At 36.6% G+C, this 21965-nt stretch carries 12 protein-coding genes, 1 riboswitch and 1 other annotated feature; of the genes, 10 read left to right on the forward strand and 2 right to left on the reverse strand.

All coding sequences use genetic code 11. From position 1 onward, the window contains the following. The first annotated feature begins 472 nt into the window (after positions 1-472). The 5 genes from QUF99_RS12235 (at position 473) to QUF99_RS12255 (ending at position 7671) form a co-directional block, all read left to right on the forward strand. The gene (locus QUF99_RS12235) at positions 473-1423 is read left to right on the forward strand and encodes a nucleoside hydrolase (RefSeq protein WP_289370341.1); all 951 of its coding nucleotides are present in this window, start codon (positions 473-475) and stop codon (positions 1421-1423) included. Positions 1424-1493: 70 nt separating this feature from the next. Further along, complete coding sequence (locus QUF99_RS12240) at positions 1494-2093, forward strand: kinase (RefSeq protein ID WP_289370343.1); 600 nt, start codon at positions 1494-1496, stop codon at positions 2091-2093. A 157-nt stretch (positions 2094-2250) separates the two neighbouring features. Then, complete coding sequence (locus QUF99_RS12245; protein ID WP_289370345.1) at positions 2251-3222, forward strand: HD domain-containing protein; 972 nt, start codon at positions 2251-2253, stop codon at positions 3220-3222. A gap of 412 nt (positions 3223-3634) precedes the next feature. Further along, positions 3635-3896: a binding site (T-box leader), on the forward strand. 71 nt (positions 3897-3967) lie between these two features. Further along, a complete protein-coding gene (gene asnA / locus QUF99_RS12250) occupies positions 3968-4951 on the forward strand; it encodes an aspartate--ammonia ligase (protein ID WP_286124451.1) in 984 nt (327 codons plus the stop codon). A gap of 704 nt (positions 4952-5655) precedes the next feature. Continuing rightward, positions 5656-7671: a class I SAM-dependent methyltransferase gene (locus tag QUF99_RS12255; RefSeq protein ID WP_289370349.1), complete on the forward strand. Its 2016-nt coding sequence runs from the start codon at positions 5656-5658 to the stop codon at positions 7669-7671. Between the two features lie 510 nt (positions 7672-8181). Here the strand turns inward: QUF99_RS12255 and QUF99_RS12260 are convergent. Beyond that, on the reverse strand, positions 8182-9411 hold the full coding sequence (locus QUF99_RS12260; RefSeq protein WP_289370351.1) for an aspartate kinase: 1230 nt from the start codon (positions 9409-9411) through the stop codon (positions 8182-8184). A 231-nt stretch (positions 9412-9642) separates the two neighbouring features. Beyond that, positions 9643-9829, reverse strand: a riboswitch (Lysine riboswitch). A 606-nt stretch (positions 9830-10435) separates the two neighbouring features. Continuing rightward, entirely contained in the window at positions 10436-14689 is a 4254-nt protein-coding gene (locus QUF99_RS12265) for a S8 family serine peptidase (RefSeq protein ID WP_289370353.1), read from the reverse strand. A gap of 1022 nt (positions 14690-15711) precedes the next feature. Between QUF99_RS12265 and QUF99_RS12270 the strand changes: the two genes are divergently transcribed. From QUF99_RS12270 to QUF99_RS12290, 5 genes are all read left to right on the forward strand, one after another. Further along, positions 15712-16620 carry a DoxX-like family protein gene (locus QUF99_RS12270; protein WP_289370355.1) on the forward strand — a complete coding sequence of 303 codons (909 nt, stop codon included), beginning with the start codon at positions 15712-15714 and terminating at the stop codon, positions 16618-16620. A gap of 4 nt (positions 16621-16624) precedes the next feature. After that, positions 16625-17245 (forward strand): DUF4166 domain-containing protein, encoded by a 621-nt coding sequence (locus QUF99_RS12275; protein ID WP_289370357.1) that lies wholly within the window; start codon positions 16625-16627, stop codon positions 17243-17245. Next, positions 17242-18870, forward strand: a complete 1629-nt coding sequence (locus tag QUF99_RS12280; RefSeq protein ID WP_289370359.1) for a YndJ family protein — start codon at positions 17242-17244, stop codon at positions 18868-18870. The genes QUF99_RS12275 and QUF99_RS12280 overlap by 4 nt, the downstream gene beginning before the upstream one ends. A gap of 399 nt (positions 18871-19269) precedes the next feature. After that, positions 19270-20037, forward strand: a complete 768-nt coding sequence (locus QUF99_RS12285; RefSeq protein ID WP_289370361.1) for an ABC transporter ATP-binding protein — start codon at positions 19270-19272, stop codon at positions 20035-20037. A 12-nt stretch (positions 20038-20049) separates the two neighbouring features. Further along, positions 20050-21918 (forward strand): ABC transporter permease, encoded by a 1869-nt coding sequence (locus tag QUF99_RS12290; protein WP_289370363.1) that lies wholly within the window; start codon positions 20050-20052, stop codon positions 21916-21918. Positions 21919-21965: the final 47 nt, after the last annotated feature.

Consider the following 21965-nt stretch of genomic DNA (forward strand, 5'->3'; position numbering starts at 1 on the left):
GTACTTACCTCTGTTAGAAACGCCTAAAAGAAAGGGTTACGATATTGTGATTCACATATGACCTGGAAAGATCTACAAGAGGTCCGGCGCATCGCCATCAAGAAAATATAAATTTGTAACCAAATAACAAAAAAACGCTATCCTTTTTGTGGAAATATACAAAAAGAATGACGTTTTTTATGAATTTATCGATTTCAGATGAAATGCAATGGTTTTCTAATGAATTAAAACGCACTGCTAAGCATAGCCCATAGCATTCCATTTTGGAAATCCGCTTAGCAGTGGGACTTTTTATCCCGCTATTTGCGGGCAGTAATACCTCCGCCTCAAAATTCAGCAAGAAGTCAAGAAGGTTAGGTGGGGGATAAACAGAATGTACTATTTACAAATACATAAAATATATTAAAAACATAGTACAAATCTATTACCCACTTAATAGATTTAAAATCCTATAGGTTTTGGAGGAAGACATATGCAAAAAAAAGTTCTTTTGTTTACAGATTTAGGAATTGACGATGCATTTGCTATTTTATATACCTTTTTTCGTAAGGATATTCAACTGGTAGGCATTGTAGCTGACTATGGGAATGTATCAAGGGAAAAGGCTATATGGAATATTAACTATTTAAAGTATATTGGGGGAAGGCAGGAGATACCTGTTTTTCTTGGTGCTTCTGTCCCTTTAACAGGTATAGCTGTTAAGTCTTTTCCAGAAGTGCATGGGGAAGCTGGGCTAGGACCTATCATTCCTCCTCAAATCACTTCGCCTGTTTATCCTATCCATGATATTTATCAGATTATAGATTCAAACTTGGACAATCTAACCATTATTAATCTAGGAAGACTTTCTTCTTTGGCAACCGCATTTGTTTTAAACTTAGCTAAGATGCAGGATGTGAAGGAATACATTTGTATGGGAGGGGCTTTTTTTTATCCCGGAAATGTGACAGCCGTGGCTGAAGCTAACTTTTACTCAGATCCTTATGCAGCAAATCTAATTCTGCAGTATGCTAAGAATTTGACAATTATTCCGTTAAACGTTACGCAAAGTGCGATTATTACACCTGAAATGGTTCAACAAATCGATACGTTTCATCGTAACACACAGGATCCAGTAGGACTCATCATTAAACCTATGTTGGATTACTATTATAATTTCTACTCCAAATCGAATCCCGATATACAAGGAAGTCCTGTGCATGACTTTGTAACAATATGGTATCTGTTAAATCCAGATGCGGTTCGCCTCTCAAAAGTACCTATTAAAGTAATACCTGATCAAGGAGAGGGATTCGGTCAAAGTATTGCCGATTTTCGTTTTACGACAAATCCAGGTTATAAAACACATAGTGTGGCTTTTCAGTTTGATTATGAAAGATTTAGGAGAGATATTATGGAAACTTTCTTAAAGAAGAGACTGTAGCGCATGTTAGATAAAGTGAAGATTTCGATAATGGGTGTTATGTCAAATACATACAAATAGGAGAGACTGAATGACACAAGAGGATAATCTTTTACGTTTGTTAGAAATAATTTCAAAGGTCAAAACAGGTACAAGATTTATCTTAGGGATAGATGGCCTAAGTCGCTCAGGAAAGACAACACTTGTGAAGAAACTTAGTGGAAAACTTCAGGAAGAATTAATTCATGTATCTATCTTTCACATAGATGATCACATCGTTGAGCGAAAAAAACGTTACAATACTGGTAATGAAGAGTGGTTTGAACATTACTACTTACAATGGGATGTAAAATGGCTACAAGGAAATTTATTTAAAATCTTAAAAACATCTAAAGGGATCCGTCTTCCTTTCTATGAAAATAAAACGGATACACATGAAATTAAGAATATAGCACTGCCTGAAACAGGAGTTATCATAATTGAGGGCGTCTTTTTACAGCGTAGAGAATGGAAAGATTCCTTTGATTGCTTAGTTTATTTAGATTGTCCACGAGACCAAAGGTTTTCCCGTGAAAGTAAATACACACAAGAAAATCTTGCAAAATTCAAACAAAGGTACTGGATGGCTGAAGAGCATTATTTAAAAACTGAATTCCCTAAGGAACGGGCCAATTTAGTTTTAAAAGTATAGTAAAATCGATATAAGGAGCTAATTGCCGAGAGTGATGTCTTATGTAAATTAACTTTGTATATCTTATTCATTTTGAATTAGTGATAAAGTGAAGGGTAGTAATTTATTCGAAATAATGGTAGAACTGTTTAGACGTGAAGAAAGGGGCTGATTTGTTATGAGAATTCAAGATTCTATTTATGGAGATTTTGTTTTAGAGCCAGTTCTTGCAGAATTGATCTATACTAAACCCATTCAAAGACTTAAAAATATCCATCAAGGTGGAGCAAGCTATTTAGTAAATTCAAAATGGAATGTAACTCGGTTTGATCATTCTGTTGGTGTCATGTTATTAATTAAAAAGTTAGGTGGCTCTATAGAAGAACAAATAGCAGGATTATTGCATGATATTTCGCATACAGCTTTTTCTCATGTAATAGACTTGGTTCTAGATAATGCAGAGCAAAATTATCATGAACAAATATTTGAGGAAATTCTTATGTCATCTGAAATCCCTTCCGTTTTAAAGGAGCATGGGATTAAACTTGAATCTATATTACCGATAGAAAGATGGTCTTTATTAGAACAGCCACTCCCTTTGCTTTGTGCAGACCGCATAGACTATACACTTCGTGATTTGGCTACGTATAATATGATTCCTTTAGACAAAGTTTCCTATTTTGTAGATACCTTAAGAATCATTGACCAAAAAATATGTGTGGAGTCTATTGATGCAGCAGAATGGTTTGTAGAAGCTTATTATACCGAAGTAATTGACTTTTTTCTGCATCCATTAAACGTATATGGATATGCTATGCTAGCAGATATATTAAAAATAGCGATGAAGAAGCAAATCATTCAATTGAATGATTTATTATTAGATGATTTTACTGTATGGAAGAAGTTGCTTAATAGTCGTGATGATGAAATTTTAAGTAGAATAAGGAATCTTGATAAGAAAGTGATAAGCGATGAAGATGATTATGACATACATCAAAAGAAAAAGGTCCGAATCATTGACCCTTTAGTTCTTGTAGAGAATAGTCAACTTAGGAAGGCTACAGAACTTTCTAACAAAGTAGTAGAATTAAACCAAAAAGCTTTCGAAAAATCATTGAAAGGAACATTTGTTAAAGTTCTAGATGCTTAAGGTTTCGTTACATGTATATAAATCCATTTTGATTTTTCGACATATAAGCTGCGGCTATGGATAACAAAAGATCACCTGCACTTGTTTTCTCTCTTTGTTTTCACTTGGCATGGGGCAGGAAAAGGATCTGACCGCTTCTATGCATGGCCGGATGCTCTCTCCCACCTAAAAAGAAGGGGTTTATGTCGGTTTTTTAATTTGTATTTATATAGGTGGGGCCTTGATTATGAGACGAAAGGTAGCCTTTTAAAGACTTTCTTTTTTTATGGTTGCATACAAATATTGTCATAAACAAAATCTATTAATAAAGCCATAATATAAAGAATTGAAACACATTTAAAAATTTTTTGTTGACTTTCTTGTTTTTTTGTATAGAATAATCATTAATAAAATGTTTCAGAGATGTAACAACAAAACGACTGTGAAGGGAAGAGTAGTAATAGGACGTAGTCAAAGCGAATCGGGGGCGGTGTGAGCCTGATACGAAGCCTATTATGAAGAACCTCCTGGAGTCGCTAACCGAAATCCTTTAGAGGGAAAGTAGACTTAGCCGGGTACTTCGCCGTTACAAGAAGAACAGTATCGAGATCTCTCTAATCTCCGTACTGAATAAGTGAGCAACCTCTGTTGCTAATTTGGGTGGTACCGCGGAACCAAAGCCTTTCGTCCCAGTTTTTTTGGGAAAGAAGGGCTTTTTTTATTGGTTTCTTTCCACTACATCCAAACATTTTAGGAGGAAAACAACATGTATCAATCATTAATGACAGTAAGAGAGACACAAATCGCAATTAAGGAAGTTAAAACATTTTTTGAGGATCAATTAGCAAAACGCCTGGAGTTATTCCGCGTCTCTGCACCATTATTCGTAACGAAAAAGTCAGGCTTAAACGATCACTTAAACGGTGTGGAACGTCCAATTGAATTTGATATGCTGCATTCAGGAGAAGAGTTAGAAATTGTACACTCACTAGCAAAATGGAAACGATTTGCATTACATGAATACGGATATGAAGCTGGTGAAGGTTTATATACAAACATGAACGCGATTCGTCGTGATGAAGAACTTGATGCAACACATTCCATTTATGTTGACCAATGGGACTGGGAAAAAATCGTCCAAAAAGAATGGCGTACAGTGGATTACTTACAAGAAACAGTACGAACAATTTATGGAATATTTAAAGATTTAGAAGATCATTTATTTGAAAAATATCCGTTCCTTGGTAAGTACTTACCGGAAGATATCGTATTTATCACATCTCAAGAGCTAGAAGATAAATACCCAGAATTAACACCGAAAGATCGTGAACATGCAATCGCAAAAGAACACGGCGCAGTCTTTATTATCGGAATTGGAGATGTACTTCGTTCAGGTGAAAAACATGATGGACGTGCTTCTGACTATGACGATTGGAAATTAAACGGAGATATCTTATTCTGGCATCCAGTATTACAAGCTTCATTTGAATTATCATCAATGGGTATTCGCGTTGATAGTAAATCGCTTGACGAACAATTAACAAAAAAAGGTGAAGATTTCAAACGTGACTACGATTTTCATAAAGGGATTTTAGAAGATGTACTTCCTCTTACACTAGGCGGTGGTATTGGACAATCGAGAATGTGCATGTACTTCTTACGCAAGGCGCACATTGGTGAAGTTCAAACTTCTGTATGGCCTGATGATTTGCGTGAAGCATGTAAAAAGGAAAACATTCATTTGTTTTAAAAGAGGAAACAAATCTCTTAAGTAAAAAAGATTTATTTTAGATGAGGCGTTTTCTATTTCTTAAAAAACAAGTAATAATTCTTACAAGGTTTGTACAGCTAAGATTTAGTAGTTTCTACTATATAATGAAGTAACTTAACGTTGTTTCGTGGAATTAATATACAAAACACCCGAAATATCCAAGAATGTCTTTTCTCATACCGATGAGATTCTCTGCCGTTTTTCTGTAGAGGGATGAACAATCGAGACGAGGCACTTGATTATTTTGGGTGTTTTTTGTCGAGTTTTATAAAAATGAAACATGATAAGGGGTCAAAAGATAAGGAAGACAAGTGTATGATAGACTGGAAATTGATAGAAACGGATGTAACGTTAAGCTATATAAATACAAATTTAAAAACCGACATAAAACCCTTCTTTTTAGGTGGGAGAGAGTATCCGACCATGCATAGAAGCGGTCAGATCCTTTTCCTGCCCCATGCGAAGTGAAAACAAAGAGAGAAAACGAGTGCAGGTCACCTTTTGTTATCCATAGCCGCGGCTTATATGTCGAAAAATCAAAATGGATTTATATAGATATAATGTGTAGTATGCCAAAACGGTAGAATAAAGGGAAAACAATAAGCATATTAAGGAAGCGGGCTAATTATTTGTTTCATTGATGTCTCTAAATGCTAAATATGGAAAGAAATGAGGAGAAGAATATGTTACACAGTTTACGAGCAATAGAAGAAGCACAAAAGGGAAACCTACATATCAAAGAAGCGAATTTATGGTTGGGATTTTTATTAGAAGAACACGGAACCGTAAGTGTAGAACGGAATTATCGTAGTGCACTAGACTATGTGGAACGAACGCTACGGCATTTGGAAAAGATGGATGTGTCATATGGTATTCGTTCACGTGTGGAAACTGTTTTATGCTGGAGCGAAGTATCAAAGTGTGGTTCTGTTACACAACGTAATAAGTGGAAAGAATTAGGGGTTTCGTTTTTGGCACATAATGAAGACTCAGCTTGGATTTATAGACGTTATTTTCCATATGATGATGTAACGGTTGCTCTCATCCGTACACATGGCTTGGTAGGACAAGTTCTGCGAGGAGAAGTATCCATGAGTTCCCATGAAGAATTGGTGAGATTATGGAAGCAGGGAATGATTCAGATAGAGGAACTTCGAGAGGTACTTCGAGTTTTAAATGAGTGCATTATTACTGGGGTATCGTCTGAGTTATGGGAGCGAGTACAAGGTGATGTATATGAACGTATTGATCAGATTCTCTGCGGAGAACTTGTCGAATATAGTGTGAAGGAACGAATTCGCCGGTTACGTACCGTTGCTTCTCCTAATGATAAGCACTTTGAACAAGAATATGCTGTAATCATGAATGATGCGCTGGAAGAAATGTTTACTACTTTATTTCATTATGACCTTTGGTATGTAGAAGCGGCATTAACTCACTTCAATTTTGAAGAATTCGTAAAAGTATTCGCGTTAACATATCAACGTGCCATTCATACGAATGTGGACCATATTAGTTTTCAGCCTCTTATGGATGCACTGTATTATGAGAGAGACGGAGAGAGACACTTAAATATATATGCCAAACGTGCGATTGAAAAGGTACTTCGAAGTGCATCGCTGGTCGAATTGCTGAATATAAGTCATATACCAAAAACAGAAATGTATCCAGAATTAACGGAAACAGAAAATGTGTTGACAGTTGGGTTTGGAACGAGTGAAGTTGGAAAAACGCTAATTGAGTTTTGTTTAGCTTGTAAAAAAGAAAATAATGCTCATTATGAGCAAGCTGTCATGATGTTATGTGAAATATTTGGTTTACGCCGCGATGCGTTTGATCGCTTGGAAAATGAAGAAGAGTATCTTGCACATATGAATGGAAATGTAGATGAAAAAGCTGCTGTTCTTCCGTATGTTGTAGGAGATACGATAGTAGAAATTGGTCCTGGCGGGGGCGCCATGATGAATAAATTCAAAGAGGCTTATCCTGATAAGTCGATTATTGGTGTGGATTTATCACAAAACGTAATTGAGAAGTTAACAAATGATAAATACGAAAAGGGACACGGTTGGGATGTAACGTTAGGGGATGCTTTAAATCTTGCGGATACCTTCGAACCAGAAAGCATTTCTACTGTTCATTGCGGTTCTGTGAATCATGAAATCTTTTCATATGGAGAAACAGACGGCAAGAAATTCAATATTGCCACAATGAAAAGATTAGTGGAAAGTGTTTTTCAAGTTTTAGAGCCTGGTGGGCGTTGGATTATAAGGGATGGAGTAAAAACAGAAAGTGATGAATGGTGTGAACTGCATTTTCATGATGAAACGGGGATGCCTTTCTTGCGAAATTATCAACGTGATTTTAAAGGGCGCCAAATTGCTGTAGAGGTGTTGAGTGTGGAGAGAGTACGTATGCCGATAAACGATGCAATGGAATTTTTATATACATATACGTGGGGACAAGAGGCGTATCCGCATGAAGTACAAGAACAATTTGGTGTATTCACACTTCAAGAGTATATTGATTTTATAGAGGATGTCGTAGGTTCAGAGAATGTAAAGGTGATAGAATCGAAACAGTATCTCTTAGCAGGTTACAAAGAACATCTATCTCCCAAGGTCACACTGTATGATAAATATGGTGAACAAAAGTCATTACCAAATAGCACATGTTTACTAGTGTTTGAGAAAAGCTAAATCGAAAAAAATTTTGTGAAAGAAAAGCATGTCTAATATTCCTTGTTCATCATCTACTAAAAGAATATTTTCTGTGTGCATTATGTATCCGCCTTTACATATTTTTTATTGTAATTTATCCCGCTATTTGCGTGTAGTAAGACCTCTACCTCAAGATTATAAGGAAACTAAAGAAGAGAGGTGAGAGCTAATAATCAGTGGGGATAAAGAAAACCCCCACTGATTAAAGTTTCATTTTATAAAAGAATTGGGAATTATTGCACATAGAATAGTTTAACGTGTTTGAATTGTTTGATAATGTGTGTAAAAAAGTTTTTGTCCCGCTACTCAAGATTCAGAGAGAAACAAAGAAGATAGGCGGGGGATAACTGCCCGTAAAAACCCGATTGGTGAAGGCTAATAATCAGTGGCGGATGAAGAAAAAATCACTGATGGAAGTTTCACTTTATGGCATAAAAATAACAACAAAGAAGATACTCTTTGTTGTTATATATGAAAACGAATATAGAGTTAATTTGTTTGTAACATTGGATGGATTTTTGCCATAAACGATTGATGAAGTGCTTCTACACCATCCACTAAATGAAGGCGATCAATAACGACAGATACTTTAATTTCAGATGTACTTACCATTTTAATATGAATATTTTCTTCTTTCAATGTAGAGAACATGTCAGCAGCAACACCTGGATTAGACACCATACCTGATCCAACGATTGATACTTTTGCTAAATGATTTTCATACTCTACAGATTCATAGTGAAGTGCTTCTTGATTTTGTTCTAATACTGCTAGTGTTTCTTTTAAGTCATTGGAATGAATAGAGAAGGATAAATGTACAGTTCCTTCATTTGTAATGCTTTGAATAATGATATCAACATTAATATGAGCATTAGCTAATGTAGAGAAGATGGTTGCAAGTGAGCCCTGCTCTAATCCTTTAATAGTTACGCGTGTAATATTATCTTCAAATGCAATACCTTTTACGATTGATTGTTGTTCCATGTTACATTCTCCCCTTACGATTGTTCCGTTTTCTTGTTCCATACTTGAGCGAACTTCTAATATTACGTTATGATTTTTTGCGAATTCAACTGCACGTGGATGAAGTACGCCAGCGCCAAGATTTGCGAGTTCTAACATTTCATCATAGGATATTTCATCTAATTTAAACGCGTCTTTTACAACGCGTGGATCGGTCGTGTAAACACCTGTTACATCTGTATAAATATCACATTTTTTTGCTTTTAACGCTGCGGCCAATGCGACTGCAGTTGTATCAGAGCCACCACGGCCAAGTGTTGTAATTTCTTTTTCTTCACTTAATCCTTGGAAACCGGCGATAATTACAATTGTTCCTTCTTGTAAATGTGATTGAATGCGTTCTGGGTTAATATCAGTAATCCGTGCACTACCATGTACAGATTCTGTTGTAATACCAGCTTGCCATCCTGTTAGTGAAATTGCCGCATAACCTTTTGCTTGTAGTGCCATTGTTAACAAGGAAATGGTTACTTGTTCACCAGTTGTCAGAAGCATGTCCATTTCACGTTTGCTAGGATTTTCCGTAATAGCAGTAGCTAGTGCGACTAATTCATCTGTACTTTTCCCCATTGCGGAGACAACAGTGACAACACCGTGCCCTCGCTCATATTCTTCAATGATTAAATCTGCTACATGTTGAATGCGCTGAATACTTCCGACTGAAGTACCACCAAATTTTTGAACAATCGTTTCCATTGCATATTCCTTCTTTCGTCCATATTTGTTAAAAGGTCAGGAAAGGTGTGACAACACATAAGAGAGAAATCTAGAAATCCCCTTTATTCCTGTAGTTACCGGAAAGAAAATAAAAAAACACCATCTCAAATAAGTGAGGATGGTGCTGTTACAGGAAAAGGGAAACAGAAAAAGGAGCTAATAAAAAAACCGCCAAAAAAGGGAATATCATATAAAATGTGATATCTCTTTTTTGTAGATAGCTCTTCATACATACACGTCTGTATATATGACAGTTCTGTTTCTATTCGAAAACAGCCCCAATTGATATGTGCAGAGAAACTTATCAATTTCGGCAACACTTCCTTTCTTCTAAATTCAGCGACATCTCTGTGTCTCCTTTAGAATACTTATAAGCGTTGCAACCTCTATCTCACGTTTTGGGCGAGAGTGTTTGGTTTATGAAGTTATTGGTAACATTTGTTTTATAATAATGAAAATATTTCAGGAAATCAAGTGGTTTATTAATATTCAGAATATTTAACCTATTATTGGGAGATAATAGGTTTATCACTGAGAAGCTGAACTATATAAATACAAATTAAAAAAACGACATAAAACCTTTCTTTTTAGGTGGGAGAGAGCATCCGTTCATGCATAGAAGCGGTCAGATCCTTTTCCTGCCCCATGCCAAGTGAAAACAAAGAGAGAAAACGAGTGTAGGTCACCTTTTGTTATCCATAGCCGCGGCTTATATATCGAAAAATTAAAATGGATTTATATAGTAATAAGAAATTTCTATGTATATCCTAAGCTAATAGGGGAATGAATATTTCTTCACTATGCATAATATTAAGCAAGCACTTGTAAATCAAGCGCACTAAAGAGAAACGGTGATTTTACATGCGGGTTAATAATCAGTGGGGGATGATATTCATAAAGAACGAATGAACCCGAACAACAGTGCTTTTTTTAGCGCCTGTTATTCGGGTTACAATTCAAAGTGATGGAGATACTTTTCCTATTATTATTATTATTATTATTATTATTTACCTTCTAATTCTTTTTTGATACTTTCTAATGTTTCCCCTTGATATTTCTCTTTCGGTTTTGGAGGATTCGTTGCAGTTTTATTCACCGATAAGAAATTTTTTTCTATAAACGCAAAGTCTTTCATATCAACTGTACCATCAAAATTGATGTCTGCGCTACGTGTATTTGTTCCCCATTTTTCTTTCATAAATACTGCGTCCATAATGTCGATCACATCATCTTTGTTAACGTCACCCGCTTTTACAGTGCCGCTATTAATCGGACTGTCTTTTTCCCCACGAATCGTTGTTAATTCTTGTTTAAAGACAGTAAACGGTCTATGGTTTGTAAAGTGTCCAGGTATGTTAGTGTGGTACATCATTTCTTTGTCAGTTACCGGCAATTTAGAAAACGTTGATTGTGGATAACCGCCACTGCCCGTATTTGCAATTGTACCTTTATATTCTTTGTTGTTCATATCCGTAACAAATGAAGTTGCACCTATTTTACTGTAATCCACCGTTTGCGGGATACCTTCTGCCAAACTTCCCACCATAATTTCTGAAAACGTTGGGATTACATAAGATTCAACAGATGCACTTGGTACAGAAACCGTTGCATTTTCAGCATTGATATAAGAGGACGTAAGGTTTTTCAATTCTAATACGTCGTCGTAATATAAGTTGTCCTTAACTTTCATTTTTACATCTACCATTGGCATAGTGCCGTCTATACCCTCCGGTACGGATACATGTATACTATGCTTTTTAACCGCCCCACTGCCTGGTAATTCTTTTTGATCCAATTGTACGTTGGCTTTTTTCTGTAATTCCGGATTAACGGTTACACTTTCAATTTCAAAGTAATCGCTTAAATAGTCAAATGTAAACGTTTGGTCCTTTAACTTGTTAGCATTATTCATTTTTAGTGTATAAGTAACAGATTCACCCATTTTTGGCTCTTGCTTATTTGGCGTTGCGTCAACATATTGTGTACCCTTTTTAACAAAATACGTTGTCGGCATTTTTGGATAATCTCCAGCTCCTGATATACTATGACCATAGAAACGAACAGGAAGAATTGGGATAGATTCATCCATTGGCATCTCACTTGCAAATGTGCCATCTGGATTAAGAGAAATGGCTCCGCTTGGTTTCCCTTGTGTAGTATTCTGCCAATCCTTTGGTCCCGGCTTAGCTTTGTTGTAATAATATGAAACTTTATTTATAGATTGAGAGACATCGAAACCGGCAGCCTTTATATCATTAACACTCTCGTCGTAAATAGACCCTGAAACAGGAACTGTTTTTTGTCCTGCTTCATACTCGTACACTCCGTGCGGAAGGGAAAGCTTAAATTCTGGAGCCGTATTATCTACAAAAAAAGGTTCTTCTGCAGATGTAGAGATTTTTCCTTGTTCATTTGTTATAATGGCCTTTATCTTATAATTTCCAGGTTTTACCCAGTTAAGTGTATCAGTAAATTGAGAGTTTAAATATTCTGCATCAGTAGAAAATGGTTTATTTGGATCTCCAATAAACGGTAAATAATATCCCAAAAATCCTATAACAGGAGTATCTACATTTGGTTTCAAGGTTTGACCAGAAAGAACGCCGAGATACCCAGCATATTGGTTTGTTTTGGCATCTATAAGCAAGAAATCAATCCTCTTTACATAAGACTTCAACTTAATATTGAAAATGGAGGCGTTATTCATAAATGGGTTTGGAGCCGATATAGATGTTGTTGTTACTGCCTTTGTTAGCACTGTGAAATTTTCAAATCCTTCTTCTACATAATTGACCCCAAATGGCACTTGATATGTTTCAGATGGATTGTCTTTGTTTGTATACACCACATACCCTTCATAGAGTCCCTTTTCTGCTGTTTTTGGAATCAAAATCCCAAAGTTGGTCTTCTTTTCACTGCCGCCCTCGAGTGTAATTGAATGACTTGTCATCGCCTTTACGCCGTTTTTCTTTGCGTCCTTTGATCCCCTTGCATCTGTTTGAAATTCCACTTTTACATCGAAAGTTTTTGTTGTTTTCCCTTTGTTGCTGAGTGTCAAAGAGCGTATGTCCTTAATATCTTCGCCTGTATAAGAAAGTGTGCCAAAGCTGATGCCGCCTGTTTGTTCTTTGATAATTTTGTCCTTACCGTTTTCAATCATTCTTGTTTTGTCATTTACTTTGATTTCCACATCAGAATGGATCGCTTCATATGGGTCGACGCGTCCTGCACCGACTTCAAACACGCTGTAAGGTTTGCTGAGTGGATCTGCTGTATTCATTAAAATAGTCTTCACGTCTTCTGGCTGTAATTTAGGATTTGCTTGTAGTAAGAGTGCAGCGATACCGGTAACATGTGGAGATGCCATCGATGTTCCGGACATGCGCTGGTATGCATATTCATAATTATCTTCTTTACCATGATTGACCACATCTGAAGCCACGGTAGAGAAGACTGCTACGCCTGGTGCTGTTACTTCTGGTTTGACGTCAGAATTGACACGTGATGGTCCACGGGAGCTAAAACCTGCCAATACATCTCCTTCTGTTTTCGATTCTGTCATCTCTCCAAATGTGAAGTTGTTGTGCCCCACTTCTACCTTTTCTTTCAAGGCTAATCCTTCTGCATTGGATAAGGAGAATGTCGGGATATAATCGATTCCTTCTGCTAAATAAGCGGGAATATGTCCTTCTTCTGCCTTGTCATTGAATAAAAGTACCGCAGCTGCACCATTTTTCTTAGCAAACTTAATTTTATCAGCCAATGCCATGTTATTTCCACGGCTTACTAAGGCAATCTTCCCTTTTACATCTTTACCCGTAAAATCAGCCTCGCTGCCCATACCAGCATCGACAATCGGAAGCGTCTGGTCTTTTAGTTTGGTAACGTCATCTCCATATCCGATTGCCAATAGGCGTAAGTCTGCAGATATTTTATCTTGTCCTGCTGCAAGTGAGCCTTTATAGTTTACAAGTGTAATTGGAACATTACTTGCTCCTACGGTAATTGCTAATGCTGCTGCAGCTGGAGCTCCTAACGTGTACATTTTATCTCCTGTGTTTCCAGCAGATACCACTGCCGTAACTCCGTTTAAAACAGCGTTATTCACGGCCATACTTACGGGATACATCGGGTCATTTATGGCTGCGCTCAGTGACATATTAATCACGTCCATGCCGTCCTCAACCGCTTTATCAATTCCGGCAATAACCCCAGCAAATGATCCTGATCCATATGGTCCTAGAACACGGTACGCGTACAGTTCAGCGTCTGGAGCGATCCCTGTAGTTGCGTGTTCACTAGTATTGGTTCCTTGTCCAGCAATGGTTCCTGCAACATGTGTTCCGTGCGTGGTGTAATAGGTAAAGCCTGGAACTTCGGGCTTACCCGAATTTTCCCAATCCTCATACGTCGTTTCCATCGGATCAGTATCATTGTCGACAAAGTCATATCCACCTTTAAAAGCATTCTTTAAGTCTGGATGGTTGTAGTCAATTCCTGTATCTATTACTCCTACTTTAATGCCTTTTCCTGTGAACCCCTCTTGATGAAGCTTGTCCACCTGCAGGTAGGAGATCTCATCCGCCATTCCTTTACTAAGGGTGCTGACTTCAGTTTTTTCCTCTTTTACAGGCGGTTCAGCTTGTACTTGCACATCACTGTACACAGCTTTGACTTCCTTTGATTGTAAGAGAGATTGCACTTGGTTTGCCGGCAGTTTCATAGACACACCGTTGAAAGCATTTTTATAAGAGTGTTTCACTTGGAAAGAAGGTGCTTTTTTCTCTCCTTTTGACGTAAAGATCGTTTTTAAATCTTTTTTAAATGTATTATGGGAGGTATCTACTTGTTTTTTCGCTTCTGCTGCAGACAATTTTTTTCCTTCTGCCGCTGCTTCTAATACAGCTACTTGATGTGGCCTTTGTTTAAATTCAACAATAACAGAAATTTCGTCTGTACTCTCCACATTTACCTCTGGTGCTAAATGCAGACCAGTTTCATTGATTGTTTGTAATTTCATAAGAGCGTCACGCTGTTCTGAAGTGAGATTAGCTAGCAGTTCCTCTGGTTTTTGCAGTTTCGTAAGGGCTTCACGTTGTTCTGGAGTAAGATTAGCTAGTAGTTCCTTTTGTGTTCCGTTCTCTTCTGCATGTGCAACCGCCGAAGGAAAAGAATTTGTTAAAAGTCCAGGGAACTGTGATAAAACGAGAGTGCTAGAAAGGCCAATTATCGCAAATTGTTTTTTGAAGTTGTTCACTCAATATCCACCTACCTATTATTTTATTTTTATAAATCTCTATAAATCTAACTAAAGTTTTCAATACATTTACCATCCTTCACCTTGGTATACTACTAGAAGTAGAACGAAAAAGAAGTGGTAGAGGCGTTGTATAAATGTTGAAAAATTAATTTAGATTTATATACTACCAAATCATAATATTTTATTTGAAATCGCTTTCATAAACTAAAATAGACGTAGGGCCATAGAAGTTACGAACTCTTTTTGTTTGTACTTTAAACCCCGTGAATCCTAAGAGTGCTAAAGGTATAGAAAACTTAATTTAGGCATACGTATCACATCATCGTATGTATTTGTTGTACGATCCGTTTGCGCACTGACAATTTTGACTTGCTCGCCTGTAGTTACTAACCTCGTAACTTGATCTTTTACTCCTAATAGAAGGTAAGATTTTACAATACTTTGCTTACTTAGTCTTTTAGCATGAAATAGTGCAGTTGATACGTTTGTTGATTCACAGCAAATGTAGCTATAGTTGGTAATAATAATCCAAATATAATGAATAAAGCCGATATAGCAGGTAATACTGCTTTTTACTCGTTATTTCTAGTGTTTCTTTTTCAATACTCCCTTCTTAGAGATTTAATGTTGAAGCAATTATAATTATTAAGAAAATTCAGATTAAATTCAACCGTTTGCAGTAAAATGTATGTTGGGAAAATTTTTATCCCGCTATTCGCAGGTAGTAAGCCTCCCATCTTAAGATTCTAAGAATTCAAAGAAGATAGATGGGGGAGAACTGCCCGTAAAAGCTTGATTGGTAAGGGCTAATGATCAGTGGGAGATGAAGAAATCCCCTACTGATCAAAGTTTCACTTTATGCGATTTTCACACATTTTCTGTTTTAACGAGTAAATTCGACAAAATTATTTGGTGTTCATCGATAAAAAGTCGTTTCAACTTTCTGGAAAATATGCACAAAAAATGATATAAGGAAATTGTAAATGAATTATATAGATAATATGAATGGAGGGATGTAAATGAAAAAGAAAAAACCAATTTATGTTCAAACTGAAATGGCAACATCAATGGACGAACTTTGGAAATATACACAAGATCCGAAGCTACATACAGAGTGGGATGCACGTTTTACCGACATATCATATTTAGAGAAAAAGGAAGGCGAGCTACAACGTTTTTTATATAAAACAAAAATCGGTTTTGGGCTTGAAATAGCTGGAGAAGGAGAATCGATAGGAGAATTACAAAAAGAAACGGGAGAGCGAATTTCTTCGCTGAAATTTTGGACAGACAGCAAGTTATCATTGATACAAGTAGGAAGAGGCTATTGGAAGTATACGCCGAATGGAAAAAACATTAGCTTCGAAACGCAGTATGATTATGACACAAGGTTCGGAAGTATAGGGAAATTCATAGATTTATACATATTTCGCTCGCTATTAGGCGCGGCAACGGCATGGAGTTTTGATGCTTTAAAATTATGGTTAGAAAAGGGATTTCATCCACGTTTATTATTACGAAGAGCGGTTACGTATTGGCTCGTTTGTTTCTTATTTTCATTTGTTTGGATCTATCAAGGGCTAGTTCCGAAAGTGCTGTTTGCTCATCCGGAAGAGGTACGGATGCTTTCTGTTCTTATTGGTTCAACTGATAATAGTATATTAGCTATTAAAATGATTGGATTTTTAGAAATATTGTTTGGAATCATGTGGTTGTTACCTTTTCAAAAGAGGAAGTTATTTTTATTACATATTACCATTCTATTGGTTTTGATAGCTGCAGCAGGATTCACAAATGTTGCTAGTTTTACACAACCATTTAATCCAATTACCTTAAATATTACACTAATTGGATTATCAACCATTGGCTATATGAATAGTAGTGACTTACCACGAGCAAAACATTGTAAGAGAAATAGAAAGGGGTAAACATGTGCCTAGCATCTATGAAATATTATTAGGAGAATCCTATCATCATTTACACCCAAAATTACAAAAACGTTATGCAATTACGGAAGAACATAGCTTTATAGGAGAAGGGCGAATGGATGAAATTACAGAAGGTTCTGTTGTTGCAAGAACGATCTTAAAAGTTGCAGCAAAGTTCCGGATGTTCTTTTCAGAAAGAGGGGAAGAAGTGCCATTTACGATTCATAATACTGCAGAGAAGGATTATAAAGGTGAAGTATTTGTAAGGTGGAACCGTATGTTTCTATTTGGAACAAAAAAGCGTTATTTTAATGCTATTATGTACTTAAATAATGAACAAGATGAAATTGTTGACTATTTTGGTGAACCGCATTTGCTTGTATCAACGCTTGCGTTTCATGTTGATGAAAAAGGAGCGATTCATATTGCATCGAAAAAGCAATGGTTCTACTTATTCGGAATGAAAATACCATTGCCAAAGTTCTTATACGGAGAGGCAAAGATTACAGAGAGCTATGATGATGAATTGGATTGTTATCGAATTCATGTACAAGTCCGAAATCCATTGTTAGGACCGCTTTTCTCTTATAAGGGAACGTTTATGGAAAGGGATGCAAGTTTATGAAAAATATAGCCATTGGACTTATATGTTACATCATTTTTCTGATAGTGGAATGGCCAAGGTTACATCCCGTTGAATCTATCATTTTATTATCGATTCTTCTATTTATACCAATGTCATTTTGTATTGTTGATAAGCATAAAAGAGATGGATCTATATTACCATTACACAGGTTTGTATCGCTCCTATATCCAGTGGCAGCGATTAGTGCAATGCTTGCTTTTGTAACAAATCAATTTTTCTTTGCGATTATTTGGTTCATATATATAGGAATCGTTGCTTTATTCGGAGTAAGTAGATTGCTAGAAAGAGGATGGAGGCCACTAGAAGAAACGGCAATTGATAGTGGTTTTATCTACTTGTTTTTAGGTGGTTTTTGGTTCTTAGCCTCGGTAGCAAACATACCAATTATGCAGTTTAGTTCAGATATTGTTTTGCTAACAGCAGCTCATTTTCATTATTCTGCTTTTCTACTTCCTTTATCTGCAGGTCTGCTAGGTAGAAAACAACAGAAGAAAAATAAACTGTATGTGGTCATTACGTTTATTATCGTCATATCTCCGATGACAGTAGCACTTGGTATTACCTATTCGAGGGCATTTGAATTTTTTGCCGTACTTATTTATCTTATTTCACTTTACGCTTATGGTGTTTTCGCGTGGAAAACGCAATTCACCTTTAGGAGTGCGAAAATTCTTCTTATTATTTCGTCTAGTACACTTATGATTACGATCTTCTTTTCGCTTTTATACTCATATGGGAACTTCCGGCAAGTCATGACCATTACGATTGCTCAGATGGTTTGGATTCATGGGGTGGTGAATGGAATTGGTGTGGCATTGCCTGCGTTTGTTGGCTGGATGATTGAAAAAAATGCTCCGGTATACATACATTATGGAAAACCGATGAGTCATATCAAAGGGAAAAGGAAAGTTGGAGAGAATGTTTTGTTACAAAATGATCTAGTAGAGAAGAGAGAATATACAGGTCTTGTAAATAAAATGACAGACTTTCATGGTAAGCAGCTTGATGCAAGGAACGTATTACCACGTATCGTTGATTTTTATGAGCATACGAAAAACTATGAATTAAAAGCGAATATTCATTGGGCACGTTGGTTTCAGCCTTTTGCCTTCCTATACGAAAAAATAAGTCGACGTGTGCAGCAAATTCATTTAGGAACGGGGAATCAGTGGGAAACAATGCACGGTAACATCGTTGCTATAAAAGATGATAAAGACGGTAGAAAAGACGTAAGAGCATGGGTTCGGAAAAATGAACAAGATGAAACGATCTTTGTCGCGCTCTATTCTCAGCACGAACATAATGGGGAAACGTATATGAATATTGCGCTGCCATTACCATATTCGAATATGACCGGTATTTTAAAACTATGTAATCATAACAAGGATCTTATTATTACGAGCCGATTAAGAAAAAATGCAAGAGGGGACGAAGGCATTTATTTACATAGTCGTTTCTTTACGATTCGCTTACCGTTATCCGAAACGTTTACGATAAAAGAAAAAGATGAAAGAACTTTAACAGCACATCATCAAATGTGGATATTTGGTGTGGAATTTTTGGAGATTGATTATGAGATTGAAAGAATGAAAAATCTTCGTTAATGAGGATGGGGTGTGTAAGTTGGATACTTTATATAAATACAAATTAAAAAACCGACATAAACCCCTTCTTTTTAGGTGGGAGAGAGCATCCGGCCATGCATAGAAGCGGTCAGATCCTTTTCCTGCCCCATGCCAAGTGAAAACAAAGAGAGAAAACGAGTGCAACCTTTTGTTATCCATAACCGCGGCTATATATCGAAAAATCAAAATGGATTTATATATAAGTAAAGAGCCTTTGTATACTTCAACATAACCTAAAAAATTCCTTTGGTATCAGACCATAGGCATTTTTTATTTGACCATCAAGAATTCTTAAGAATTCTTAAGAAATTTCCCACAAGAAACTTAAAAAATTTCTGAGAAGATAATAACAGATACTAAGGGATAGGGGATGAAGTTATGGGGAGTACAGTAGTAGAGGTAAAACAGGTAGAGAAAGTATACGGAAAAAAGAATGAAAATCAATCGAAAGCATTAAAGGGTGTAACGTTATCAGTAAAAGAGGGGGAGTTTGTGGGGATTATGGGACCTTCGGGTTCTGGTAAAACGACGCTTTTAAATGTGATTTCGACACTCGATCAGGCGACTGGTGGTACAGTTACGATTGCTGGAACAGATATTACGAAAATGAAGGGAAATACATTGTCTGATTTCAGGGCACAAAAACTAGGTTTCATTTTTCAAGACTTTAACCTTCTCGAGAATCTTTCCATCTATGAAAATATTGCATTGCCGCTTTCATTGCAAGGAGTACCGTCCAAAGATATTAGAGGGAAAGTACAAGAGGTTGCTAAGAAACTTGGGATACAAGAAATTTTAGAGAAATATCCAACTGCTGTTTCCGGTGGTCAAAAACAGCGCACTGCCGCAGCGCGTGCACTCGTACATAATCCGGCAATTGTTTTGGCAGATGAACCAACAGGTGCACTTGATAGTAAAAATGCTAAAAGCTTATTAGAGGCAATGCAAGACTTACATGAAAATCATGAGGTGAGCATTATGATGGTAACACATGATGCGTTTAGTGCAAGCTATTGTCAGCGTATTTTGTTTATACAAGACGGATTACTTTATAAAGAAATTCACCGCAATGGAAGTCGAGAAGCATTTTATCAAGATATTCTAAGTGTGCTTGGGAAAATGGGATCTTCCCAGGAAGCGATATAAGGAGGTGAGAACATGTTACTGAAATTATCCGTACATAGTATACGCAAGATGATGAAAGACTATCTTGTCCTCTTAATTGGTCTTGTGATTAGCATTAGTATTTTTTACATGTTTCAAACGATGGCTTTAAATACTGCGTTCACAAAAGAAAACAGTATCATTAGTAGTATTCGTCTCGTCTTTGGCGTAGGAGCTGTATTACTTTCCTTTATTACATTGTTTTATATACTATATGCCAATTCGTTTTTGCTCACATTGCGCCGAAAAGAGTTAGGGATGTACATGATGCTAGGTGCAAAAAAGAAAAAGGTTGCACAGTTACTATTTATTGAAACGTTAGGGCTTGGTACTGTCGCTCTTATCATTGGAAGTGCGGTAGGTATCATATTAGCAAGTACAGTGGGGAACTTTCTTATAAATGGGATGGATGTATCAGCGAAAGGGTACGAGGCGTTTTATATGCCTGCTTTACTCACAACGCTCCTTTTCTTCTTTGTGCTCTTTGTAGTTACAGGTATCGTAAATAGTATCCGTCTCCTGCGTAAAACAGAACTAGAGCTCATACGAGAAGATGAAACGCAAGATACGGTAGAAAAAAGTAAACGTCGTATTACAATCTTTACGGTTCTTGGTATTTTGATGTTAGGAATTGGGTATTACTCCATTGTTCATGTGGAGAAGATGCAGGAAACCGGCCTTATAGCTGCGACAATTTGTACAACTATTGGAACTTATTTTATATTTGGTTCGCTGCTGCCTTTATTTGTTACGATGTTAAAGAAAAATAAAAAAAGAAATGAGACAGGGCTTAATAGTTTTACATTTGCTCAGCTACGCTTTCGTATTAACAGCTTATCGAGAGTACTAGGTACAGTTGCAATGCTAATTGCATTGGGTGCTGGTGCGATGACAGCGGGGATGGCGTTTCAAAAAAATGTCGGGATGACGACAGAGTTTTCACGTGTGTATGATGCGACGATTCATGATCCAAATGCAGAAGATGTACATGCGTTAAAGCAAATGAACATTACAGAAGAAAAGAAATATGCCTATAAAGAAAATGAAGAAGCTGTTTACTTTTTACGTGATGATTTACTTGATCACCCACCACTTATTTCTGAGCACAAAAGTGCGAAAAAAAGTAAAGAACCAGTTCGTGTCCGTGTGAACGAAGCACTACCTGAACCAGTATACACATCGCTTGAGAGTCCGGACGTACGGAAACACCCAAGTATGCCAGATCAATGGGAAGAAGCACTCATTCGAGAATTTCAAATTAGCTATAATCAATTCGGGGGAAAACCACTTCGTATTGCGGACAAAGAAAACTATGACAAAGTACAAGGGACATCGCATTCACTTCTTTTAGTTCGTGTCGATGATTTGCAAAAATATAAACCGTTACTTACTAAAATTGATCAACGACAAAAAGAAGTTGCTGAAAAAAATGTTGGTGAAGAAGTAGAGATGCAAACAAAAATGACGACTTATCAGTTTATGTATTCCTTTATGAGTGGCACGATGTTTATGGGATTTTTCCTAGGTATTGCCTTTCTTGCAATGATGGCAAGCTCACTCATGTTTAAAATTTTAACAGGGGCATCTAGAGATACACGCCGCTATGCAATGCTACGGAAAATTGGTGTAAGAAAAGGGATGCTCTCTCTCAGCATCTATAAAGAAGTATTTTTCATCTTCTTATTCCCTGGTCTTGTTGGAATTGCTCATGTACTTGTCGGAATGAATCTCTTTTCATTCATTCTGCTTGATCCGTATGTGAAAATTTGGGTGCCAATTAGCTTGTTTATACTCATTTATCTTGCATATTACTGGATTACAGTAATCTTGTATAAAGGTATGGTATTGCCAAAAGAAAGATGAATTTCCTATATATATTGGTACATCACTGATTTGGAGTGATGTACTTT

This window comes from Bacillus sp. DX4.1, assembly GCF_030348195.1.
Classification (GTDB): Bacteria; Bacillota; Bacilli; order Bacillales; family Bacillaceae_G; genus Bacillus_A.